Below are 23,830 nucleotides of genomic sequence, written 5' to 3' on the forward strand. Positions count from 1 at the left end.
CGGAACGACACTTCAGCGGCGATCCGCGACCCGATGTACTGGAGTCATGCCGGGACGAGGTCCCGCCGAAACGATCCGCCGAAGACACGGAGCAGAAACCCATGACTCTCATCGAGACCTTCCAGAACCTCGTCGCCCAGGTGCCCGAGCTGGTGCAGCCGCTCATCGTGGCGCTCGCCGGCGCCGTGCCGTTCATCGAGGGCGAGGGTGCCGCCACGATCGGCATCATCGGCGGCATCCACCCCCTGATCGCCGCGATCGCCGGCATCGTGGGCAACTTCCTCTGCGTCGCGATCCTCGTGCTGCTCAGCTCGAGCGCTCGCACGGCGATCGTCAACCGCCGACGTGCGAAGGCGCTCGTGGCCGCCGACGGCACGGTTCTGCCGGACTCCGGCGTCGCCGAGCACCACGACGGCTCGCGGAAAGCCGCTCGTCTCGAGAAGTTCCAGCGCGCGTTCGAGCGCTACGGCGTGCCCGGCGTGAGCCTGCTCGGCCCGCTGCTGCTGCCGACGATGTTCACCGCCACGATGCTCGTCGCCGTGGGCGTCGGCAAGGTGCGCGTTCTGGTGTGGCAGGCCGTCGCGATCATCGGCTGGACGACCGTGCTCGCGCTGCTGGTCACCGGGGTGCTGCGCTTCGCGGCCGGCTGACCCCGGTTCCGCCGGGCGCCCGATCGGGCTGCGCCCGTGCACGACTCTGAAGGACGATGGCGATTCTGAAGGATGCTGAGCGCGCCGTCGTCCTTCAGACGTGCGCTCGTCCTTCAGACTGAGACCGACAGGGGGACGGGCGCGGCGCCGTGGCCTATCGGCCGCCCCGGTAACCTGGAACCCATGCTCAACATGGCCGAGGGCCTCACCCGACTCGGCGCGCTCGCCGCGGATCCGGTCGTGGCCGCCCTCGCGACAGCCTTCACCGACGCCGGTTTCGAGCTCGCCGTGGTGGGCGGCCCGGTGCGCGACGCGCTGCTCGGCCGCGAGACGCACGACCTCGACTTCACCACGAACGCGCAGCCCGACGAGATCCTGGCGATCGTGAAGCCGATCGCCAGTGCGCACTGGGACATCGGCCGCGCCTTCGGCACGATCGGCGCGCGGGTGCGCGGCGAACAGGTCGAGATCACCACCTACCGCGCCGACAGCTACGACGGCGTCACCCGCAAGCCGGTGGTCGAGTTCGGCGACAGCATCGACGGCGACCTGCTGCGCCGCGACTTCACCGTGAACGCCATGGCGCTGCGCGTGGCGGCACCCGCCCCGCAGTCGACATCGGCGCCGGGTCCACAGTTGATCGACCCGACCGGCGGCGTGGAGGATCTCATCGCGGGCACCCTGCGCACGCCCATCGACCCGGCGGTCAGCTTCGGCGACGACCCGCTGCGCATGCTGCGTGCCGCACGCTTCAGCGCACAGCTCGACTTCGACGTCGATGCCGCGACGTTCGCGGCGATCGAGCGGCTTCGCGAGACGCTCAGCATCGTCAGTCCCGAACGCGTGCAGGGAGAGCTCGTGCGGCTCCTGCAGACCGACGATCCGGTGCGCGGCCTGCGGGTGCTGGTCGACAGCGGACTGATCGAGGAGTTCCTGCCCGAGGTCAGCGCGCTGCGCCTCGAGGTCGACGAGCATCACCACCACAAGGACGTCTACGAGCACTCGCTCACCGTCGTGCGTCAGGCGATCGACCTCGAGAAGCAGCGCACGCCCGGTGCGGCGCCCGACGTGCCGCTGCGCCTCGCGGCGCTGCTGCACGACATCGGCAAGCCGCGCACCCGCAAGCTCGAGCCAGGGGGAGGGGTCACCTTCCATCACCATGACGTGGTCGGTTCGCGCATGGCGCGCAAGCGCATGCAGGCGCTGCGGTTCGACGGAGAGACGACGGATGCCGTCGCCCGGCTCATCGAGCTGCACCTGCGCTTCTTCGGCTACGCCGAAGGCACCTGGACCGACAGTGCCGTCCGTCGGTATGTGCGCGACGCCGGCGATGTGCTCGAGCGGCTGCACATCCTCGTGCGCGCCGACGTGACGACCCGCAACAAGCGCAAGGCAGCGCGCCTGGCGGGTGCGTACGACGACATCGAGCGCCGCATCGTTGAGCTGCGCGAGCAGGAGGAGCTCGACAGCATCCGCCCCGAGCTCGACGGGAATCAGATCCAGCAGATCCTGGGCATCAGCCCCGGCCGCGAGGTGGGCGAGGCATATCGGTTCCTGCTCGACCTGCGTCTAGACGAGGGCGTGATCGGTCCGGATGCCGCAGAGCAGCGCCTGCGCGAATGGTGGGCCGCTCGAAGCTGAGCGTGCGTCAGCGGATCCGCCGCGCGAAGGAGGCGCGGTCAGTCGCCCTCGCGTCGTGCATCGGCTGACATGAGCAGCAGACCCGACCGCCGGGCGACCTGCACCGCCTCCTGGCGACCCCCGACATCGAGTTTGCGATACACCGAGCGCAGCTGCGACTTGAGCGTGTTCGGCGACACCGAGAGTCGCTGCGCGATCTCGGGGAGTGTCCGGTCGCTGGCCAGCTCGGCGAGCGCGAGCTGCTCCCGCCTCGACAGCGCGACGGCCCTGCCCGGCTCGGGGTACCGCGCGGGCTGGGTGGAGATCAGCGCGAGCAGGTCGGGGTGCGCGTGCCCGAGCGTGAGCAGATCCTTGCGGGGCATCGAGGCGAAGGGAGTGCGAAGCGATAGGCGCTCAGCCATGCCGAATGCCTGGTCGAAGCGCTGCTGGGCGGTCTCACGGTCGCCGGCGCGGAGGTTCGCGGATGCCGCGATCAGCAGCAGGTCGATCCTGTTGTGCCATGGCTGGGACCCACTCAGGGCGTGGCGATCCGCCAGTCCGGCGGCTTGATCCCAGCTGCCGGCGAGCAGCAGGGATCTGCTCTTCGGCACCGCCAGCCGTGCCGAGCGCCGAAGCCGATTCGGGGTCATCATCGAGACCGCTTCGGCGCCGAGGCCGGCAGCCAGGAGCAGCTCCACCTCGAGGGCGGTCAGCAGCATCGCCATGGCGTTGCCGATGGGGGCCTTGAAGCGTTTCGAAGCGCGGCCCTCGCGCAGCGTGAGCAGGGCGGACTGCGCGCCATGACGCTGCCAGTCGATGTGCGTGCGTGCCTCGAGCACGAAGGGCCAGTACTCCATCGTGGGCCAGTGTCGATCCGAGCGCGCGAGCCGTTGTGCCGCGCCCTGAGTGTCGAAGTGCTCGATCGCCACCCAGGCGGCGGCGATGTGCGAGCTCACGGCGAAGAAGCTCCCTTCGAACTGCTTCGGTGTGCCCAGGCGCTCCATCGTGTCCAGGGCCGTGCGAGCGCGACGCATGTCTCCGCGGCGGGCGTGGGTGAGCGCGGTGAGGCCGTGCAGGTTCGCCTGCTGCAGCGTCGACATCGCATGGCCCTCGTGCACCGTGTCGACGGCCAGCTGCTCCGCGGCGTCGAGCTCATCGATGAAGCTGAGGGTGATGACGGACTGGGTGCGGAACAGCAGCATCGCCGCATCGAGCTGACCCTCGGGGTCGTCGGCCGCATCCAGCATGCGTGTGAAGCGGCGCAGGGCACCCGGCACGACTTCGTATCGCCCGGCCAGCCGCAAGGCGATCGTGAGGATGCCCTGAATCCACACCTGATCGGACGAAGGCGCATCACGGGAGATGATGCGCTGCTTCTCGCAGGCGGCGACCGCGGCGAGCAGCGTACGCACCGCCTTGGCCTGATTACCGTTCCCGTAGTGGGCGATACCGTGCACGAGCATCAGCAGCGGCTCCTGACGGAGCACGGGGCGCGGCACGGCGTCGAGCAGGTCGGGGTGCAGTCTGAGGCGGACGAGAACCTCGAACAGATCGGAGCGCACGCACCGGGTCGCCAGCACCCATTCGCCGGCGCGAACGGCCGCCTCGAAGGCGGGCGCGAACTCCTCGCGGGCCACGTGCCACTCGGCGAGTCGCATGAAGGCCGCCCTCGTCTGTGCGGGATCTCGGTCGAGTCGCTCTCGCAGCGCCCGACGCAGCACCGGATGCAGGCGGTACTCGTCCAGGTCGGCATCAGGATGCCAGGTGCCGAGCCCCCGCGACTCGAGTTCCGCCAGGATCGGATGCGCGTCGAGGTCTGCGCCGACGGCCGCCGCCTGCTGCATGGTGAAGGAGTCCAGCACCGAGGTCGGAGCGAGCAGGTCGATGCCCTCCAGCCCGTCGAGCGATGCCAGCAGGTGCCGGTGGGTGAAGCTAGAATCCAACCGGTCGGGCGGGCCGGACGGCACGCCGAAGATCGCGTGCTGTGCGTCATCGAGGGTTGACGATTCGTCGCGCCGTCGCCTCTCCAGCACCGCGCGGATGCCGAACGGCCAGCCGTCGAGCTCCTCACCGAGCCGCTCCAGGTCGCGTGGCGCGGCGTCGACGCCGAGGCGCGCGGCCAGAGACCGGACTTCCTCGCCGGTGAAGCGCAGCGCGGCCGCATCGATGGTGACCGTGTCGAGCCGTGCGGCCGTCGTCACGCTGCTCAGCTCGGATGGCACCTGGCTCGCGACGACCAGGCGCAGGCTGTCGGTGCGCGTCAGGAGGTCGATGAGCTCATACTCGAGATCCGTGCCCACGAGACGTTCGAAGCCGTCGACGATGAGCGTCACCGGCGTGGCGAACGATGCGAAGCCACGCCGCAGCGATGCGGCGAGCGTGTCTGCGACGTCTGCGCGCATCTCGACATCCTGCAGTGCCGTTCCCGATCGCAGGTCCGCGCGATCCAGCCCGTGAAGCGCTTCCTGCCAGAACGAGACCGAGTCGCGCACCGACGCGTCGGCGGTGATCCAGACCGTCGGCGCCGACAGGCTCCGGGCCCAGTCGGCCAGGAGTGAGGTCTTGCCGAACCCTGATCCCGCCTGCACGATCGTCAGCGGCGGGCTGGGGTGCGTATTCAGCCGGGCGATCAGCCGCTCCCGGCGGAGCAGCTGAGCAGAGACGCGCGGCAGTCCGGACGGCGTCGGGCGGGGCCCCGCCACCGCGGCTCCCGGGGTGGCGCGGTGCGCCGGCGCGAGCCGCCTCGCCAGGCCTGGTCGATCGGTGTGATGGGTCACTGTACTCGCGTGTGTCGCTGATCTTCCCGGCGATCCCAGCCCCTCATGCGCCGGAGCGTCCCCAGGTCAGTCAAGCACACGCCGGGCGGATCGTGGGGCTGTGGCGGAGGGGTGAAAAACGGGGTGAATTCTCAGCGTTCTCACAATCGCTCCCGATGAAACCACTAGGCATAGGAGGTGACGCGCTCGAAGGAATCGGTTTTCGAGCGCCTTCGTGCTGTACCTGAGGGGGGCAGATGGCCAGGCTGAAGAGTGCTCGGACCACGGAAGGACGCTCATCGCGACGTCTCGACCAGGGAGGCGTCACCCTACGGCGCCGCGTGGCCTCGGGATTCGTGACCGCGCTGCTCGTCGCGAGCGCGAGCATCGCCACGGCCGCACCCGCGGCGGCCGCATCGGCTCCGGGGGCGGTGACGCAGCCTGCCGACGCCCCGCCGGCCCGCCAGAGCGCGAAGAGCGCCGCCGACCTCGCAGCTCTCGCGAACGCCCCTGGGAACCCCGGCGAGCCCAGCGATCCTTCGGTCGTCTTCGAGGAGGACTTCGAGAACACGCCCGGCACGGACCCGGTGGTCCTCGACGACTATGAGAGCGTCGACGGCTACACGTACACCGCCGCCGCAGGGTGGCTGACCAACTGCAACGGCGTCATCGTCAACTTCGGCATCCCTCACACCGAACTCGGCAACTGCGGGTCGGCAGGTAGCTCCGCGAATCTGCGCCAGTTGACGTACGCGCTCGGCGTGCACGCCGGCGATGCGGCAGAGACGAACGACGCCGTCTCCGCGTACACCGAGGGCGATCCCGGCGTGAACCAGTCCGAGTTCGAGACGGTGAACCCGATTCCGCTCGCCAGTGCCTCGGGCCGCTTCCTCACCTTCAGTGTCGACGCCGCCGCGAAGAACTGTAGGGTCTCGGCACCGGCGTACCAGTTCTCGTTCCTGAGCGAGACCGGCACCGCGACGCCGGTGGGCGGCCAGATCAACGCCTGCTCCTCCGGCCAGACCGTTCCCGCACCGGGCGTCGGGCCCATCGGGGCAGCGGCGATCAGCGTCGGCACCTACGCCTCCAACGGCTCCGTGCTCTTCGACGGCTCCTCCCTGGGAATCCGCATGACCAACGCGAACGGCAGTGGCATCGGCAACGACGCCGCGTTCGACAACATCCGCATCCTCGACGTCACCCCCCAGCTCGACAAGAGCTTCGCGCCGGCGAGCGTGCCGGTCGGCGGTACGTCCACCCTCACTCTCACGGTGACGAACACGAGCGAGCTGGCCGCGAAGAACGGCTGGGGCTTCACTGACGAGCTGCCTGACGGCCTCACGGTCGCCTCGCCGTCCACCGTCGGCGGCACCTGCGTCGCCGACGTCACCGCCGCCGCCGGCTCGGACTCGGTCACGGTCGCGAACGGCGCGCTCGCCGCCGGCAGCGAGTCCTGCACCATCACCGTCCCGGTCACCTCGGAGACCGCCGCCGCATACACGAATGGCGCAGACAACATCACCGGCGAGACCGGCATCGACCTCCCCGGTGACTCGACCGTCGAGTTCGTCGTGCCGCCCGCGTTCGTCTGCACCTCCGGCGCCGGCGGAATGCTCTTCCAGTACCCCACCGGTCCCACGCTCGTGCAGAACGTGAACATGGTCACCGGCGCGTACGACACGGCGAACACCATCGCGGGCCGCTCGATCAACGCCGTCGGCTACAACGTGCTCGACGACTACATCTACGGGTGGGACCTGTCAGGAACGCCGACGATCGTGCGCGTCGCCGCAGACGGCACCGTGGTGTCGCTCGGCGCTCCCGCCGGTGCGGTCGCCGGTTCCGTGGTCGGGGATGTCGACGCCGACGGCCAGTACTGGGTGCTCAACGGCACCACCTGGAACCAGATCGACCTCGAGCCGGGCTCGTCGACGTACATGACCGTCGTCGACAGCGGGCCGAGCGCCTTGCCGGCGGGTCTGACCAACGCCGGAGCCGACTGGGCCCACGTGCCCGGAGCCGGAGACTACCTCTACTCGGTCGGGCAGGCGGCAGACGGACAGGCCGTGCTCGTCCGTTTCGATCGCGGCACCGGCGTGCGCACCGTCGTCGGCTCGCTGGGCCTCGGCGCGGGCACCTGGACCTTCGGCGCCGTGTACGCGGACGCCAACGGCTACCTCTACGCGTCGAACAACCCGACGGGCACGATCTACCGCGTCGACATCGACGACGTGAGCGCAGAGGTGTTCGCCCAGGGCCCGGCATCGAACGCGAACGACGGCGCCCGCTGCGCGGCATCGTCGATCCTGCTCGACTTCGGTGACGCGCCGGCGACGTACGGCACCACGCTGAACGGCGACGGCGCGCGCCACGGCATCCTCGGATACGACGAAGACGCCGAGACCGCCCCGGTCATGCTCGGCGAGAGCGTCGACCCCGAGGACAACGGTCAGCCCAGCGCGGCCGCGCTCGGTGACGACGAGGACGGCGCCGCAGACGAGGACGGCGTGGTGTTCAACCCGGCCCTCGGCTATGAGACGCCGACGCTGCGCACCGGCCTCGACGCCGTGTCGCGCCAGCCGATCGAGAACACCCTCGAAGTCAGCGCGTCCGCAGACGGATTCGTCTCGGTCTGGGTCGACTGGAACGCGGACGGATCGTTCACCGACGACGAGCGCGTCGCGAACGCGCAGGCCGTGACGGCCGGCACGAACGAGGTCTCCTTCGAAAATGCGACCAACCCCGGCGGCATCTTCGCCCAGGTGCGCGTGCGCTACTCGACGGATGCTGCGTCCATCGCGCTGCCCACCGGCCCTGCGCCGGACGGCGAGGTCGAGGACTACCGGGCTATCATCGAGCGCGCCATTCAGCCGGCGGTGTGCACGGCCTCCGACGTCACCTACTCGGCGTTCACCTTCACCGACCCGGTGGACGTCACCGGCACCGGCGGCCCCGGCAGCAGTGCTCGTTTCGAGAACGTCACCGTCGTGGAGGGCGTCGCCGTCGATCTCGTCATCACGACCGTCAGCGGTCGGATGTTCACGGCCAACAACCCGCCGAACGGGATCGGCACGGGTGACGGCGCGATCATCGGCTCCGACGACGTCATGTGGAACGTCAGCTCGGACGCCACGCTCGAGTACCACTTCTACGAAGCGGGCACGACGACACCGATCGACGTCAACGCCGTGTTCACGGTGAATGATCTGGACGGACCGCCGACCGTGACGCAGGAGCGCGCCACCTTCAGCGCGGCGGACGTCGCGGACTACGCCATCGCGGAAGGCAGCCGCGTCGACGTGCGCCAGGATGGCGGAAGCCTCATCTTCGAAGGCAACGGCAATAACAGCGGAGACATGGCGAGCCGCTTCCAGGTGACGCTGGAGGGCGTCGACGCCTTCGAGGTGCGCTGGCAGGGCTTCAGCAGCTCCGGCTTCGGGTTCGACGGCGACGGGGACCTCGCGATCGAAGCCGCGTGCTCCGACTTCGGCGACGCTCCCGACACGTACGGCACTCTGCTCGACAGCGACGGTGCGCAGCACGAGATCGTTCCGGGTCTCACGCTGGGTGAGCTGATCGACTTCGACGCCGACGGTCAGCCGTCGGACGATGCGCTCGGCGACGATGACAACCGTCTGGCCGACGAGGACGGCGTCACCGCCGACATCGAGGTGACCGCCGGCGAGCAGACCACGGTGACCGTCAACGCGACCAACACCACCGCTGAGCCCGCGACGCTGGCCGGCTGGATCGATCTGAACGGCGATGGCACCTTCGAGGCCGGCGAGCTGGCGAGCGTCGCGGTGCCCGCCGACAGCGGCAGCGCCGAGTACGAGCTGACCTTCGCGGCACCGACCGCGGCAGGCGACAGCTTCGCCCGGTTCCGCCTGTTCCCGGGCGAGGTCGCCACGCCGCTCCCGACCGGGGCCGTCGCCGGCGGTGAGGTCGAGGATTATGCGACGACCTTCGTGCAGGGAGCGCCGATCTTCCTCAGCTGCTCGGCTCTGACGACCTTCGACGAGAACAACGCCGGCTGGCGCGCCGCGACGACCGCGCGCGGCACGTCGGTCGTCATGCAGCCGCGTCCCGTCGAGTGGAGCGCTGACGCCGGCAACCCCGGCGGCGCGATCATCGAGGACGACCTCGACGGCAACTGGACCGAGCTCTGGACGCCGCCGCTGGTGGCCAACGGCTACGCGACGGACTACTCGACCGCGATCGGGCAGAGCGTCCAGTTCGACTACCGCAACGACACGGGCGTGTCCTACGACGTGTACGTCGGCATCGTGGGCGCGAACGGAGCGCACTACTGGTACAACTTCCGCGACCAGATCGTCGACTCCACGCAGTGGACGCGCGTGATCGTGCCGCTGGAGGCTGCGCAGTGGCACACCCAGTTCAACAACAACTCGGGCCCGTACGGCGCGGCACCGTCGGAGGATGACTTCCGCGCGGCGCTCGAGAACGTCGACCGCTTCACCTTCTCGATCGAAGGACGCACGGGTGCGGACCGCACGGCGTTCGACAACTTCGGTCAGCCGTGTGAGGACTTCGGCGACGCGCCCGACACCTACGGCACGACGATCGCGAACGACGGTCCTCGCCACCAGGTTCTCGGCTTCGTGGACGCGACGGGCACCGCGCCGCTGATGCTCGGAGCGACTGTCGACATCGAGGACGAGGGTGTCGCCTCGCCGACCGCGGACGCCGACGACGAGCGCGGCATCGCCGATGAGGACGGCGTCGCGGACGAGATCGTCGTCACCCAGGGCGACGAGACGACCGTGACGGTGAGCGCGACCAACACGACCGACTCCGCCGCCACGCTGGCCGGCTGGATCGATCTGGACGGCAACGGCGTCTTCGATGCGGCCGAGCTCGTGACCGTGGAGGTGCCCGCCGACAGCGGGACCGCCGACTACGAGCTGACCTTCCCCGCGGGAACCACGCTGAAGGACAGCTTCGCCCGCTTCCGGCTGCTCCCCGGTGCGGTGGCAGCCCCGCTGCCCACCGGCGCCGCAGCTGCCGGTGAGGTCGAGGACTACGCCGTCGAGGTGATCGACCGCGAGCTGGCGATCACGAAGACGTCGGACTTCAGCGAGGAATCGCGTCCTGGTGACACGATCACCTACACGCTCACCGCCGAGAACACCGGCACGGCCGACTACACCGAGGCGGACCCCGCCATCGTGTTCGACGACCTGGCCGGTGTGCTCGACGACGCCGAGTACAACCGAGACGCGAGTGCGGCGATCGACGGTGCGGATGCAGGCCCGGTGGGCTTCGTGCCGGACACGTTCCTGTCGTGGTCCGGAGAGCTCGCCGCGGGCGACACGGTGACCATCGAGTACTCGGTCACCCTGAGCGGCGGCGGCGACGGCACGGTGCGCAACGTCGCCTGGGAGCCGAACGTGCCGCCGACCCCCGGCGACCCGCCTACCGACATCCCGACCTGCGACCCGCAGACGGAGGAGGGCACCGACCCGGTCACCGGTGAGGCCTGCGCTTTCACCGAGGGCGAGCTGCCGAAGCTGACGGTCGAGAAGGTCGCTGACCGCACCGACCTGCCGGCCGACGGCGAGACCGTCACCTACACGGTCACGGTGCGCAACGACGGCCCCGGCGCCTTCACCGCCGACGCGCCGGCGCGCGTGACGGACGACCTCTCGGAGGTTCTCGACGACGGCTCGTTCGGCGAGATCCTCTCGCCCACGTCGGGCGCCGACGTCGACGCGGATGCCGAGGAGCTGACCTGGAGCGGTCCGCTCGGCGCCGGTGACGAGATCGAGATCGTCTACACGGTCATCTATGACGCGGATGCGGAGGACGGCGACCACGTGCTGCTGAACACCGCGTGCGTGCCCGCCGACGACGCCCTCGATCCCGACGAGGCCTGCGACTTCGCGCGGGTTCCGGCTGCGGCCCTGGAGATGACCAAGAGCGTCGACCCGGCCGATGGAACCGCCGTCGAGGCCGGTCAGGTCGTCACCTACACCCTCTCCTTCGAGAACGTCGGGCAGGCACCGGCGACCGTCGATGCCCTCGACGACCTCACCGGTGTGCTGGACGACGCCCTGATGACCGACCGACCCATCGTGGACGACGGTCTCGAGGCCCAGGTCGACGGCAACCGGCTCACGGTGACCGGCGAGGTGCCGGTCGGCGAGGTGCGCACCGTCAGCTACACCGTGACGGTGAACGCCTACGACGAGCAGGCCGACCACACGCTGGGCAACGTGCTCAGCAACGGTGACGGCAGCTGCCCGCCGGGAGGATGCGAGGAGACGGAGAACCCGATCCGGCACTTCTCGGTGACGAAGACGGCGGATTCGGTGGAGGAAGTGCAGACCGGCGACACCATCACCTACACGGTGACGGTGACGAACGACGGTGATGCCGCCTACACCACCGGGCAGCCGGCGAGCGTGTCGGATGACCTGACCGACGTCCTCGACGACGCCGCCTACAACGGCGATGCGACCGCGGTGGCATCGGACGGGTCCGTGGCTCCGAGGCCCGACTTCGCCTCGCCGATGCTGACCTGGTCCGGCGCACTCGCCGTCGGCGAGTCGATGGAGATCACTTACAGCGTCACCGTCACCAACCTCGGTGACAACGACCTGGTGAACGTCGCCAGCCCCGTCTGCGCGCCCGGTGTGCTGTGCGCTCCCCCCGCCGAGGTGGAGATCCTGCTGCCGAGCGTCACTCCCACCAAGACGTCCGACCCGGCGTCCGGTGCGGCTCTGCAGGCCGGTGACGTCGTGACGTACACCCTGAGCTGGACGAACGACGGCCAGGCGGCGGGTCCCCTGGACTCCACGGACGACCTGTCCGGCGTTCTCGACGACGCCGAGATCACGAGCGATCCGGTGGCAGACCGCGACGACATCGGCCTCGAGCTCGACACCGATGCAGGCACGCTGCGGGTGACCGGTGAGCTGGCGGTCGGCGAGACGGTGACGGTGACCTACCGGGCCACGATCCGTCCCGACGGCGACCGCGGCGACAACATCGCCGGCAACGTCCTCACCACGGACGTGCCCCCGTACGAGTGCGCCGACGGCGACACCGACTGCGACCCGTTCGTGCCGCCGAGCACCACCCACCCGCTGGGCGAGCTCGACGATTGGAAGACGGTCGACCCGGCATCCGGCACCACCGTGCGCCCCGGCAACGAGATGACGTACACGCTGCACTTCACCAACACCGGTGAGGCCGACGTGGACGTCGCCCGTGACGACGTGCTCACGATGGTCCTGGACGACGCGACGGTCACGGCCGCACCGGCCGCCTCCGACGCCGCCCTGACCGTGTCCGAGATCGTGGACGGACGCTTCAGCGTCACCGGCACCCTGGCCGCCGGCCAGGAGGTCACCGTCACGTACACGGTCACCGTGAACGCCGACGGAGAGCGCGGCGACGACCAGCTGGGCAACTTCCTGGTCGGCACCGGCGAGGAGCCGCCGGCCGAGTGCGCTCCCGTCGACGGCGAGCGTCCCGACTGCACGATCAACTACGTCTCCGACGTGGTCGTGTCGAAGTCGGCCGACCCGGCATCCGGCACGGCGATCGACCACGACCAGAACGTCGAGTACACGCTCACGTTCCGCAACGTCGGAACCAACGCGGGTGCAGAGGCTGTCGCGGTGGACTACACCGACCACCTGGCCGGTGTGCTGGATGACGCCGTCCTGCTGCTGGGTCCGATTCCGTCGGACCCGAGCGTCGACGCGGTGCTCGAGGGAGACACCATCCGGATCACCGGAGCGGTGGCCACCGGTGAGGTCGTGACGGTGCGCTACATCGTGGCGCCGAAGGCGTACGACGAGCAGGGAGACCACATGCTCGGCAACGTCGTCGCCGTCACCGGCGCCGACCCGGTGTGCGTCCCGGACAGCCCGCTGTGCACCACGCATGAGATCACGCCGCCGCCGCCGCTGGCGACGACGGGTGCGGAGGCCAACTGGTCGATGATCCTCGCGGCTCTCGCCCTGCTGGGCGGTGGCGCACTGCTGGCCACGACCGGCCGCCGCCGCCGTGAGCTGATCTGATCCGCTGACCAGCGCCCGAGCGATGCCCTCCCGTCCACCCGACGGGAGGGCATTGCTCTGCCCTGGCGCCGTCGGTCACCTGCGATGCGCGCAGCGCGGATCACCACAGGCGCCGGTGAGCCGGCGTGCGGCGCACCACAGGGAGCAGCGCAACGCAGGGCGTGGCTCAACAAAGGGGGACGATCCAGCGCAGAAGCTGCTGACCACCGAGGGGGCTCGTGCGGGAACAGACTTACCGCAGGAAGAGACTGAGAAGCCCCGCGAAGAACTGCGGCACGACGGCGAACGCGAAGATCAGCACGAACACGACGATCGTCACCCAGGAGACGCTCTTCTTCAGTCGTCGGCCCTGCGGTGCCACCCCGGGCGGGGGAGCGAGCATCCCGGCCGGCGGTGCGAAGGGCAGTGCGGCGGGGGCGGAAGCCGTGGAGCCGGTCCCGCCGACCGCCCCCGCCGGCACGGCTGCCGGGGTCGGCGGGTGCGCCGCCGCGGCGTCGGCCTGCGCGGCGCGCAGCCGGTCGTCGCGCCACCGGGCCCACTGATCGAACTTCGTCATCAGGGCCCCCACCGTGCCGAACAGCCACGCCCAGGTCGCGGCGTCGGTCGTCGAGGCGGGACGCTGCATGTAGAGGAACATCCAGTCGTCGACGATCTCGACGTCCAGCTGTGCGGCATGGTCGATGAAGCGCGCCATGATGTCGGGCGTGAACAGGTAGAGCGCGTCGGCCTCGTACCCGCGCGGGCAGTACAGCGTGAAGTAGCGGTCGAAGTCGCCCTCCAGCGACAGCCGCTGGTCGCGCGAGAACGATGCGGGCAGGTTGCTGCCGAGTCCGTTGTTGCCGAGAGCGTCGAGCACGATGTTCGGCAGCGGAACGTCGAGGCGCACGGCCACGTAGCCCCAGTGATGGGTAGTGCGGTTCTTGCCCGATCCGGTCGTGTACTGGTAGTTCGCGAACTCCACGAACCGCGGGTGCGCGCCGCGCACGAGCGCGGTGGACATGCGACCTGAGCCGTTCTGGAAGATCATGCCGGGCAGCGGCGGCGCGTTCACTCGATGCTCGTACGTCATGCCGTTGGCCGCGGCGAAGCGCGCGATCCGGTAGGTGCCGACCCGCTTTCGGCGCCAGGCGACCACCGCCAGCGGGATGCCGACGGCCGCGCCGATCATGATCAGGATCAGCGGCAGACCGAAGACCGCGCCGAAGGGTCCCGCACCGTCTCCCGAGGCGCTCAGGATGATTCCGAAGACGGCGCTGCCGAGCACGGGCACGAAGACGACGAGTCCGATCACGCCCATGATGACCAAGACGATCACACTGCCGACCGGCGTCGGGTGGGCGGCCTTGAGGCGGCGCCAGAACTCCGACACCGCACGCGGGTCCACCGCATCCGTCAAGGGGCGTGCGTCGAACGGGTAGCGGTGGGTCTGTGTCGCGTCGGTCATCTGTTCACCTCGTCGGCGTCCCACGTCAGACGTGCGTTCTCGGGCAACGGGAGCGCTTCGATGTCTGGGTCCGCGCAGATCGCGGCGACGAGCGCTGGCGAGCCCGCGATCACCGTGGAGTCGAAGTCGATCTCACTGACGAGCACCCAGGCTCGGTCGGCCGGCCACAGAATGCTCGGATGCTGTGCCGAAGGCGGGAAGCCCTGTCGTTCGGACTCGACGTTGCGCCACGGGGCGTCGAGGATCCAATGGGGATCAGCGAATGCCGATGGCGCCGCCGAGAACAACACGTACTCGCGGTCGGGAAGCTCCAGACGCGGGCCGTTCGAAACCTCGTCCGAGAGGATCCCGGGCAGCCACCTCGGCTTTCGGAAGGCATCGTTGAACGGATCGTGGATGCTGCGCTGCAGCATCTCGAGGTGCGCCGGGTCATCGCTCATGAGCGCAGGGGTCGCGGTGCGGCCGAGGTGGCCGATCAGCCCTCCCCAGCCTTCCCACACCGCGGCGAACCCGGCATCCGGCGTCGAAGTGTGACCGACGAGGTGGCGCGCGATCGCCGCGAGCAGCGCGGGCTCCATCTCGCCCTCGCCAGGTGCATCGAACTGTCGCCCGTCCGGCGCGATACGGCTGCGCCAGTCATCCCCGGCGGGGGTCCGCACGATTCGGCCCCACTGCGCCTGCGGATGCAGCACGGTGCCGTACGCCGCGGCGGCCTCGGCCCAGGTGGCCGGCTCGTCGACGTACTGCCCGAACAGGGCGTCGCGGTCGGAATCCGGCATCCGATCGAGCTCGTCCCAGCTCGGCATGGCCCGACCGGGCAGTGACCGGACGGATGCCGGATGGAACACGCGCGCGTACGCACGGAATCCCCGGGGCACGACACCGTGCATCGTCTCGTGCTTCTCATCCAGCCGCTCCCGCAGCCACGATCCCGCGGACGAGTCGGCGATCCACTCCATGCACCTACGCTACCGGCGCCGCACCGTGATCTCTGGGCAGCGCGGATCGGGCCCGACCGCGCCACCCGCTGTTCATCCCGGCGTCGCCGCCCCGTCACCAAGGCACGGCACGATGACGCGGTGACCGCCCCGCTCGTGACCGTGATCGTGCCGGCGAAGGACGCCGGCCGGTTCATCGGCACGACGCTGGAAACCCTCACCCGGCAGTTCGATGACGACACTTCTCTCAAGCTGGTCGCGATCGACGACGGCTCGGCCGATGACACCGGCGAGATCATGCGCCGGTACGCGGAGCGCTTCGACAACGCCGAGGTGATCGTCAATCCGCGGCCGCGAGGGCTCGCCACGGCCCGTAATCAGGGATTGGCGCACGTCGAGGGCGACGCGTTCTGCTTCCTGGACGGAGACGACTGGATGCAGCCGGGCCGGCTGCCGGTGCTGGCCGGGGCGCTGCGCGAGCTGGGCTGCGACTTCGTGCGCACCGACCATGTCACGGTGAAGGGCGCGGAGCGCCGGCTGATACGGGCGCCGTTCACGCGCCGCGGCGTGGCCGCCGCCCCGCGGGACGCGATCCTGCCCGCCGATGATCGCAGCATGGTCGACTACCCCTACGCCTGGGCCGGCCTGCTGCACCGTCGGGTGCTCGACGCGGGCCTCGCCGGGTTCCGTGACGGGCTGTTCACCGCTGAGGACCGGCCGTGGATCTGGCGCCTGCACCTGAAGGCGGCATCCTTCGCGGTGGTCGACGCGCCGCACATCCTCTACCGCCGGGGACTCAACGATTCGCTGTCGAAGACGCTCGACCGCCGGCAGCTGCACTTCACCCGCGCGCTGGGCGAGGTGCTCGACCTCGTCGAGGCCGACCCCCAGGCCGAACGGATGCTGCCGAAGGCCGTGTTCACGGTGCTGGCCTTGAGTTCTCACCACCTCGTCCGCGCTCGCCGCATGCGCCCCGCCGTGCGTCGCGAGCTGCGCGCCGGAATCCGCTCACTGCTCGCCCGGCTGCCGCGGGACCAGGCGGCCGCAGCGATCACCCGGATCGGCGGACCCCGGCGGCGAGTGCTGGCCAGGGTGCTGAGAGCGGCGGACCGCGCATGATCCAGCTCTTCGCCCTGCACAGCGGCTACGGGCTGATGACCGCCGCGGCCGCTCTGGACACCGGGCTGCTCGGTGAGGCCGACCGGCGCATCCTCGTGCCGATGAACACCGCCGTGGTGCCCGAGACCGCGATCGACCTCGGGTCCGCCGCCCGCTATGCGACGCTGCGCGACCGCTTCGACGAGGCCGAGCCGCTGAACCCCCTCATCGATCCGAAGCACCCCACCACGTGGGAGCCCGATGAGCAGGATCTCCCGATGATCGAGCGGCTCCTCCGCCGGGCGTGGGGTTTGGGCGACGCCGACATCGAACTGTTCGTGCAGTCGCCGCAGGTGGCACCCGCGCGCACGCTGATGCAGGTGTTCCGCGGAGCCCGGCTCGGGGTGATGGGCGACGGCCTGATGACCTACTCGCCGATCCGCAGCCGCCTGCCGCGGCAGCTCACCGAACGGGTCACGCGCGTGGTGTACCCCGATGTCGTGCCCGGCGCCGAGCCTCTCGTCTTCGTCGAGACGGGGGCGAAGCGAGTCGCGGTGCCGGCGACGGCGTTCGGCACCGTGCTCGGCGAGGTCGGCGATGCCGTGCCCGACGCCGGGCTCGACCGGCTGGGCGAAGACGGCCTCCGCACCGCCGTCGTGATCGGCCAGTACCTCGCATCGCTCGGTCTGGTCACCGCGCAGGAGGAGCACGAGATGCAGGCCGCGATGATCGATCGCGCCGCGGATGCCGGTGTCGAGCGGGTGGTCTTCAAGCCTCATCCGTCGGCGCCGCCTGGGCTCACGGAAGCGCTCGGCGCCATGGCGACGCGAAGGGGCGTGACCTTCGCGACCTACACCGGCGACCAGCCCGCCGAGCACGTCGCCCGCCGGCTCGGGGCGAGCGACATGGTCGCGGGCTTCTCGACGGCGCTGCCCACCGCGCACACGCTGTTCGGCACGCGCATCCACGCGGTCGGCACCGCGGATGTGCTGGCGCGACTGACCCCGTACGAGAACAGCAATCGGATCCCCGCCACGATCGTCGACGCCATGACCCGCGACGAATGGCAGAAGCCCGGTCGGATGCAGCAGCTCATCGACACCGTCGGCTACGCCATGCAGCCCGAGATCGTGGGGCAGCTGCGGCCTCGCGCCGTCGAGCTGCTCGGCACGCTGAGCGCACACGAACGGGAGCGCTACGTGCCGGCCGCTCGGCTGCGCGCTCTCGATCTGCCCGGCGCCCCGGCTGCGACGCCGCTGCAGCGCATGATCGAACCCGCCGGGGGAGTGGGTCGCCTGGAAGAACTGCGCCTCACGGCCGCGGGTGCGCGGCGGCGGGCGCGTCGAGTGTGGAAGGCGGCGACAGGACGATGACCGAGCGCGAACTGAACGTCGCGATCATCCCCGCGCGGGGTGGATCGAAGGGCGTGCCGGGAAAGAACCTGCGCCGGGTGGGGGGAGTGCCGCTCATCGAGCGGGCCGTGCGCGCGGCGTCGGCGGCATCCGGGGTGGACCTCGTGGTGGTGAGCACCGACGATGCGGCGATCGCCTCGGTCGCCGAGGCCGCCGGTGCCAGGGTGGTCGCACGCCCCGCCGAGATCGCCGGTGACACCGCCTCATCCGAGAGCGCACTGCTGCACGCGCTCGATGCCCTCGAGGCCGACGGCGTCGAGGTGGGCGTCGTCGTGTTCGTGCAGGCCACCTCGCCGTTCCTGCCGAGCGCCGGCATCGCGGAAGCCGTGGCGCACATCGCGGAAGGCCGCTTCGACAGCGTCTTCTCGGCACACGAGACATACGGCTTCCTCTGGTGCCGGGATGGCGAGGGGCGGGCCGACGCGCTCAACCACGACGCTGCGCGGCGCCCGCGGAGGCAGGAGCGCGAACCCCACTATCTCGAGACCGGCGCGTTCTACGCGTTCTCGGCTGCGGGGTTCCGGCGCTTCCAGCACCGGTTCTTCGGGCTGGTCGGCATCGTCGAGGTGCCCGAGTCGTCGGCGATCGAGATCGATGACGAGCACCAGCTGTGCCTCGCGGGTGCGATCGCACCGCTGTTCGCCGCCGAGGAGGGCCGCATCGCCGCCGCGGCGCTGGTGACCGACTTCGACGGTGTGCACACCGACGACACCGCCACGGTCGACAGCGAAGGCCGGGAATCGGTGCGCGTGAGCAGGGAGGACGGCATGGGCGTCTCGCGACTGCGCCGAGCGGGAATCCCGATGCTCGTCCTGTCGACCGAGCAGAACCCGGTGGTCGCCCGCCGCGCCGAGAAGCTGCGGGTGCCGGTGCTGCACGGCATCGACGACAAGGCGGCGGCGCTCGCCGCATGGGCGAGTGAGAACGGCATCCCGCTCGCCGACATCGCCTATGTCGGCAACGACGTGAACGACCTCGGCGCCCTCGACCTCGTCGGGTGGCCGATCGCCGTCGCGAACGCGCATCCGGCGGTGAAGGCGGCGGCCCGCGTGGTGCTGGCCCGCCGTGGCGGCGAAGGGGCCGTGCGCGAGGTCATCGAGCGGATGCTGCCGCGCTGACGCCCGAGACCGCCGATGCGTTCCGCCGAGCTTCGGCGAGGCGTCATCCGATCGACCCCGCGGGTTCACCTCGCGCGCGTAGACCGGGAAGACCAGCCGGATAACCAGAGCAGCACCCCTGAGAACGGAGCGTCACCATGACCGTCAGCATCGGAGACCGGGTCGTCGGCGGGGGCCGCCCGACCTATGTCATCGCCGAGATCGGCCTGAACCACAACGGTGACGTCGAGATCGCCAAGCAGCTCATCGACGTCGCCCGCGCAGCCGGCGCCGATGCCGTGAAGTTCCAGAAGCGCACCCCCGAGATCGCCACCCCCGAGCACATGCGCGACGTGCCCCGCGAGACGCCCTGGGGCACCATGACCTACCTCGAGTACCGTCGTCGCGTCGAATTCGACCGGGATCAGTACGTCGAGATCGGCGACCACGCCACCATGGCCGGCCTGCACTGGTTCGCCTCGCCGTGGGACGTGCCGAGTGTCGAGTTCCTCGAAGACCTGAACGTCGTCGCGCACAAGGTCGCCTCCGCGAGCCTCACCGACACCGAGCTGCTGCAGGCCCTGCGCGAGACCGGCAAGCCCGTCATCCTGTCGACCGGGATGTCGACCGTCGAGCAGATCGATCGGGCCCTCGACACGCTCGGCACCGACCGCACCGTCCTGCTGCACGCCACCTCCACGTATCCGATGGAGGCGGGCGAGGCGAACCTCAAGATGATCCCGGTGCTGCGTGACCGCTACGCCGGCGTCCCGGTCGGCTACTCCGGCCATGAGCGCGGCCTGCAGATCTCGCTCGCCGCCGTCGCACTCGGCGCGGTGGCGGTCGAGCGGCACATCACCCTCGACAGGGCCATGTGGGGCTCCGATCACGCCGCCTCGCTCGAGCCGGGCGGACTGGAGCGCCTGGTACGCGACATCCGGGTGATCGAAGAGGCGCTGGGCGACGGCGTGAAGCGCGTCTATCCCGGGGAACTCGCGCCGATGGCCAAGCTGCGTCGGGTGCCAGCATGACGTACCCCGGGAGCCGCCCGCGGCGTCTGCGGGTTGTCATCGTGGGCGATGCCGACTCCTTCGTGAAATGGGCGGCGCACCTGGTGGACAGGCTCGACGCGGTCAGCCAGCACCTGCTGCTCGTGCGCACGCCGCTGACGGTCAGCGACGCGCAGAAGGATGCCGCGCTGGCCGGAACACGGTTCGCGCAGAATCCGCGTTCGGTGACCCGCGTCGCGTTCGCGGGTGTGGCTGACTGGCTGGCGCGCGACCGCCCCGACGTGGTGGTGCTGGCGGGCCGCGCGCCGTTCGTGCGGCTGCTCTCACGAGAGGTCTACAGGCTCGCGCAGCGCCCGGTCGTCGTGACGGGACTCCCCGGGATGTCGGTGCCGGCGCTGCGCGGCGCCCTGGAGTATCGCCGTCACGCCGACCTGATGGTGGTGCACTCGCGGCGCGAGGTGGCGGCGTACTCCCGTCTCGCCCGCGCACTGGGCGTGACGGTGCCGGTCGCCCTCGCCACCCTGCCGTTCGCCGTCGATGGTGCGAAGCGCTCCGGAGGCACCGATCTCGTGTTCGCCGCTCAGGCGCTGGTTCCCGGTGATCGTGAGGAGCGACGCCGCATCGCCGAGATCCTCCGATTGGCGGCGGTCGCCGACCCTTCGCGGCGCGTGGTGGTGAAGCTGCGCTCACGTCCGGGTGAGGTGGAGGCGCATCAGGAGCGCGACGGCTATTCCGAGCTGCTCGATCATGCGCCCGAGAACCTCGTGTTCTCGTTCGCCCCGATGTCCGAGGCTCTGGCGACCGCGGAGGGGCTCGTGACCGTCAGCTCGACGGCCGCGGTCGAGGCGCTGGCCGCCGGGGTGCCGGTGATCGCCCTCGACGAGTTCGGGGTGCGACCGGACCTGCTGAACCGGGTCTTCGACGGCAGTGGACTGCTCGGCGGCGCCGACGACGTCGTGGCACGCCGCTTCCGGCACCCCGAGCCCCGCTGGGCGGCGACGAACTACTTCCACGATCATCGCGAATCGACCTGGTGGGAGCAGACGCGCAGACTCGTCGCCTTGCGTCGCCGCGGCATGCTGTCGGCGCGCACCGTGCCGCGTCCGCGTGGCGGCGCCCTGCATGCGGCCTGGCACCGCAAGAGCGTGCTCGGCGCCGAGGACCGCTCCATCGCCGGCCGGGTCGCGTACGTCCTCGGCGCACCAGTCGTGGCGGCGATCGTCGCGCTCAAGCGCCGGCGCCGCCGGGATGGGACCGCCGCCGTCACCGAGGACTTCACGCTCGCCCCGAGCCCGCTTGCGGAGCCCGTCGGGCGCCGACTCGCGGGTGCATCGGGCCGGAAGTGACCGCGTCGACGACACGCCCGGATGTCCGCTAGACTGTTCAGGTTGTCTGCCCTTCGGCATCCGCTCGGGCGGACGACGTGCACACACCCTCCTGCTTCCGGGAAAGTCCCGGGAGCCGTTCTAGTCCGAAGGAGGTGGGTAAGTGACGCACCAGTACGAGCTCATGGTCATTCTGACCCCCGAGCTGGACGAGCGCCAGGTTGCCCCCAACCTCGACAAGTTCCTGAAGGTCATCACTAACGATGGTGGCTCGATCGACAAGGTCGACGTGTGGGGCAAGCGCCGTTTCGCCTATGAGATCAACAAGAAGAACGAGGGCATCTACGCCGTCGTCAACTTCACCGCGACGAGCGAGGCCACTCAGGAGCTCGACCGCCAGCTGAAGCTGAGCGAGCTCGTGTTCCGCACCAAGGTCCTGCGTGCCGAAGAGGCACAGGCCATGGTCGCCGCCGAGGCCCAGCGCGCTGCTGAGAAGGCCGCCCGCAAGCCCAAGGTCACGAAGGCCTAAGGCTCATGGCCGGCGAAACCGTCATCACCGTGGTGGGCAACCTCACCGCAGACCCCGAACTGCGCTACACGCAGAACGGCCTGCCGGTGGCGAACTTCACCATCGCCTCGACGCCGCGCACGTTCGACCGCCAGGCCAACGAGTGGAAGGACGGCGAAGCGCTGTTCCTCCGCGCGTCGGTGTGGCGCGAGTTCGCCGAGCACGTGGCGGGCTCGCTGACGAAGGGCATGCGCGTCATCGCGCAGGGCCGTCTGCGTCAGCGCTCCTACCAGGACCGCGAAGGCAACAACCGCACGGCGATCGAGCTGGAGGTTGACGAGATCGGTCCGTCGCTGCGTTATGCGACGGCACAGGTCACGCGGGCCGCATCGAGCGGCGGTGGGCAGTCGCGCCCGCAGCAGCAGCAGGTCTCGGACGAGCCGTGGTCGACGCCCGGTTCGACGAGCGCCGACGCCTGGAGCGCTCCAGGCAGCTTCGGCGACGACACCCCGTTCTAGGAATTCCGGATGCCGTCAGCATCCGACCTCATCTCTTAAGGAAAACTCATGGCTGGAAAGTCGAGCGGCGACCGCCGCAAGCCGCGGAAGGGTGGCAAGCCCACCGCTCCCGCGAAGTCGATCCGGGTCGGCGTCATTGACTACAAGGACGTCGCCACGCTTCGCAAGTTCATCTCGGAGCGCGGCAAGATCCGCGCCCGTCGTATCACCGGTGTCTCGGTGCAGGAGCAGCGTCTGATCGCCAAGGCGATCAAGAACGCTCGCGAGATGGCTCTCCTGCCTTACGCCGGCGCTGGCCGCTAAGGGGTACCGACAATGGCAAAGCTGATTCTCACGAACGAGGTCGCCGGGCTCGGAAGCGCCGGTGACGTCATCGAGGTCAAGAACGGGTACGCCCGCAACTACCTCATCCCCCAGGGCTTCGCGGTCGCATGGACCCGCGGTGGCGCCAAGCAGGTCGAGTCGATCCAGGCCGCCCGCAAGGCTCGCGCGATCCACGATCTCGACGAGGCCACGGCTCTGAAGAACAAGCTCGAGGGCACCAAGGTGCGTCTGGCCGTCAAGGCCGGCGCCGAGGGCCGCCTGTTCGGCTCGGTGAAGACGGCCGACGTGGCCGACGCCGTCGCGGCCGAGGGCCTGGGCTCGATCGACAAGCGCAAGGTGCACTTCGCCGCCCCGATCAAGTCGATCGGCGAGCACGAGGCGACCGTCCGTCTGCACGACGACGTCACCGCCGTGATCACCCTCCAGGTGATCGCCGCGAAGTAACTCTCGCGCCACGAAACCCCCGGATCCACGGACCCGGGGGTTTCGTCGTCTCTGTCGTGGCGTTGACGCTTCGCGTGCCACGACTTTCCCGGGACGAGTTCGACACCGAGGCCGTCGGGTGGATGCCGCGCGGAATCTGACGCCGCTGAAAGGGGCAGGTGCCTCGCGAGGGGAGCGAGGCACCTGCCGGAGCGGCCGGCGAAGGGGGCGCCGGGAACCGCTCGAGGGGGCGGCGCCGTGGAGGAGGGGGTCTCTACGACGCCGCGGGATGCCGCGTGGCGCGGGACGTACTGGGGTCGTCACGGGGCGCAACGGCGGCATCCGACCCGCCGACGGCGCCGGCCTTGACGTGAAGGCTGAGCGGCGCCCGGCGGAGGTCGTCATGCCGTGCAGAGGCGGCGGGATCAGTCAGGGGCGATGTCTGCGCCGCCGGAAGGCGCTGTCGGCAGCGCATCATCGTCAGCCTGAGGCGCGAGGACGACGACACGGTGAAGAGCGGGCTGATCCCCGTCGGGCAGGTGTGCGGCACTGGATGATGTTGCGGGCGCGGGAGGGGATGCGGAGGCGGGCGAGGCCGGGTGCGGCGCTGTCGCGCTGCCCGGCTCGCGGGTGAGCGGATCCTCGGTGACGTGCTG

Annotated in this window: 15 protein-coding genes; 12 read left to right on the forward strand and 3 right to left on the reverse strand. The window is 70.1% G+C overall.

Translation table 11 applies throughout. The annotated features are described in order from the left end of the window. The first annotated feature begins 101 nt into the window (after positions 1 to 101). Together ACFWH5_RS05800 and ACFWH5_RS05805 are read left to right on the forward strand one after the other, a co-directional pair. Positions 102 to 650 (forward strand): small multidrug efflux protein, encoded by a 549-nt coding sequence (locus tag ACFWH5_RS05800; protein ID WP_378832776.1) that lies wholly within the window; start codon positions 102 to 104, stop codon positions 648 to 650. 183 nt (positions 651 to 833) lie between these two features. Beyond that, positions 834 to 2,291, forward strand: coding sequence for a CCA tRNA nucleotidyltransferase (locus tag ACFWH5_RS05805; RefSeq protein ID WP_378832778.1), 1,458 nt, complete (start codon positions 834 to 836; stop codon positions 2,289 to 2,291). Between the two features lie 38 nt (positions 2,292 to 2,329). On the opposite strand, the gene ACFWH5_RS05810 is transcribed toward ACFWH5_RS05805, so the two are convergent. Beyond that, positions 2,330 to 5,047 (reverse strand): LuxR C-terminal-related transcriptional regulator, encoded by a 2,718-nt coding sequence (locus ACFWH5_RS05810; protein WP_378832780.1) that lies wholly within the window; start codon positions 5,045 to 5,047, stop codon positions 2,330 to 2,332. A 320-nt stretch (positions 5,048 to 5,367) separates the two neighbouring features. Here ACFWH5_RS05810 and ACFWH5_RS05815 point away from each other — a divergent pair, with 320 nt between their 5' ends. After that, positions 5,368 to 13,077 (forward strand): GEVED domain-containing protein, encoded by a 7,710-nt coding sequence (locus ACFWH5_RS05815; protein WP_378832783.1) that lies wholly within the window; start codon positions 5,368 to 5,370, stop codon positions 13,075 to 13,077. 232 nt (positions 13,078 to 13,309) lie between these two features. Here ACFWH5_RS05815 and ACFWH5_RS05820 read toward each other — a convergent pair whose 3' ends face one another. Continuing rightward, a complete protein-coding gene (locus tag ACFWH5_RS05820) occupies positions 13,310 to 14,521 on the reverse strand; it encodes a hypothetical protein (protein ID WP_378832784.1) in 1,212 nt (403 codons plus the stop codon). After that, a complete protein-coding gene (locus ACFWH5_RS05825; protein WP_378832786.1) occupies positions 14,518 to 15,480 on the reverse strand; it encodes a hypothetical protein in 963 nt (320 codons plus the stop codon). Before ACFWH5_RS05825 ends, ACFWH5_RS05820 begins: the two co-directional genes overlap by 4 nt. A 120-nt stretch (positions 15,481 to 15,600) precedes the next feature. On the opposite strand from ACFWH5_RS05825, the gene ACFWH5_RS05830 reads away from it, so the two are divergent. The 9 genes from ACFWH5_RS05830 (at position 15,601) to rplI (ending at position 23,195) form a co-directional block, all read left to right on the forward strand. Beyond that, a complete protein-coding gene (locus tag ACFWH5_RS05830; RefSeq protein WP_378832788.1) occupies positions 15,601 to 16,578 on the forward strand; it encodes a glycosyltransferase family 2 protein in 978 nt (325 codons plus the stop codon). Next, positions 16,575 to 17,930, forward strand: coding sequence for a polysialyltransferase family glycosyltransferase (locus ACFWH5_RS05835; protein ID WP_378832790.1), 1,356 nt, complete (start codon positions 16,575 to 16,577; stop codon positions 17,928 to 17,930). Before ACFWH5_RS05830 ends, ACFWH5_RS05835 begins: the two co-directional genes overlap by 4 nt. Then, entirely contained in the window at positions 17,927 to 19,087 is a 1,161-nt protein-coding gene (locus ACFWH5_RS05840; protein ID WP_378832792.1) for a cytidylyltransferase domain-containing protein, read from the forward strand. Before ACFWH5_RS05835 ends, ACFWH5_RS05840 begins: the two co-directional genes overlap by 4 nt. A gap of 137 nt (positions 19,088 to 19,224) precedes the next feature. Continuing rightward, entirely contained in the window at positions 19,225 to 20,097 is an 873-nt protein-coding gene (locus ACFWH5_RS05845) for an N-acetylneuraminate synthase family protein (protein ID WP_378832794.1), read from the forward strand. Beyond that, on the forward strand, positions 20,094 to 21,422 hold the full coding sequence (locus ACFWH5_RS05850; protein ID WP_378832796.1) for a DUF6716 putative glycosyltransferase: 1,329 nt from the start codon (positions 20,094 to 20,096) through the stop codon (positions 21,420 to 21,422). The genes ACFWH5_RS05845 and ACFWH5_RS05850 overlap by 4 nt, the downstream gene beginning before the upstream one ends. 142 nt (positions 21,423 to 21,564) lie before the next feature. Continuing rightward, entirely contained in the window at positions 21,565 to 21,930 is a 366-nt protein-coding gene (gene rpsF / locus ACFWH5_RS05855) for a 30S ribosomal protein S6 (protein WP_378832799.1), read from the forward strand. 5 nt (positions 21,931 to 21,935) lie between these two features. Then, positions 21,936 to 22,427 (forward strand): single-stranded DNA-binding protein, encoded by a 492-nt coding sequence (locus tag ACFWH5_RS05860; protein WP_378832801.1) that lies wholly within the window; start codon positions 21,936 to 21,938, stop codon positions 22,425 to 22,427. Positions 22,428 to 22,475: 48 nt separating this feature from the next. After that, positions 22,476 to 22,730 (forward strand): 30S ribosomal protein S18, encoded by a 255-nt coding sequence (gene rpsR, locus ACFWH5_RS05865; protein ID WP_071641238.1) that lies wholly within the window; start codon positions 22,476 to 22,478, stop codon positions 22,728 to 22,730. 12 nt (positions 22,731 to 22,742) lie between these two features. Further along, positions 22,743 to 23,195 (forward strand): 50S ribosomal protein L9, encoded by a 453-nt coding sequence (gene rplI / locus ACFWH5_RS05870; RefSeq protein ID WP_378832802.1) that lies wholly within the window; start codon positions 22,743 to 22,745, stop codon positions 23,193 to 23,195. Positions 23,196 to 23,830 lie beyond the last annotated feature (635 nt).

This window comes from Microbacterium sp. NPDC058345 (genome assembly GCF_042723855.1).
Taxonomy (GTDB): Bacteria; Actinomycetota; Actinomycetes; order Actinomycetales; family Microbacteriaceae; genus Microbacterium.

Excerpts from the sequence above, each read along its gene's own strand:
- ACFWH5_RS05800 (WP_378832776.1), top strand. The coding sequence starts at position 102 with ATGACTCTCATCGAGACCTTCCAGAACCTCGTCGCCCAGGTGCCCGAG.
- ACFWH5_RS05805 (WP_378832778.1), top strand. The coding sequence starts at position 834 with ATGCTCAACATGGCCGAGGGCCTCACCCGACTCGGCGCGCTCGCCGCG.
- ACFWH5_RS05820 (WP_378832784.1), bottom strand. The coding sequence starts at position 14,521 with ATGACCGACGCGACACAGACCCACCGCTACCCGTTCGACGCACGCCCC.
- ACFWH5_RS05825 (WP_378832786.1), bottom strand. The coding sequence starts at position 15,480 with ATGGAGTGGATCGCCGACTCGTCCGCGGGATCGTGGCTGCGGGAGCGG.
- ACFWH5_RS05835 (WP_378832790.1), top strand. The coding sequence starts at position 16,575 with ATGATCCAGCTCTTCGCCCTGCACAGCGGCTACGGGCTGATGACCGCC.
- ACFWH5_RS05840 (WP_378832792.1), top strand. The coding sequence starts at position 17,927 with ATGACCGAGCGCGAACTGAACGTCGCGATCATCCCCGCGCGGGGTGGA.
- ACFWH5_RS05845 (WP_378832794.1), top strand. The coding sequence starts at position 19,225 with ATGACCGTCAGCATCGGAGACCGGGTCGTCGGCGGGGGCCGCCCGACC.
- ACFWH5_RS05850 (WP_378832796.1), top strand. The coding sequence starts at position 20,094 with ATGACGTACCCCGGGAGCCGCCCGCGGCGTCTGCGGGTTGTCATCGTG.
- ACFWH5_RS05860 (WP_378832801.1), top strand. The coding sequence starts at position 21,936 with ATGGCCGGCGAAACCGTCATCACCGTGGTGGGCAACCTCACCGCAGAC.
- rpsR (WP_071641238.1), top strand. The coding sequence starts at position 22,476 with ATGGCTGGAAAGTCGAGCGGCGACCGCCGCAAGCCGCGGAAGGGTGGC.
- rplI (WP_378832802.1), top strand. The coding sequence starts at position 22,743 with ATGGCAAAGCTGATTCTCACGAACGAGGTCGCCGGGCTCGGAAGCGCC.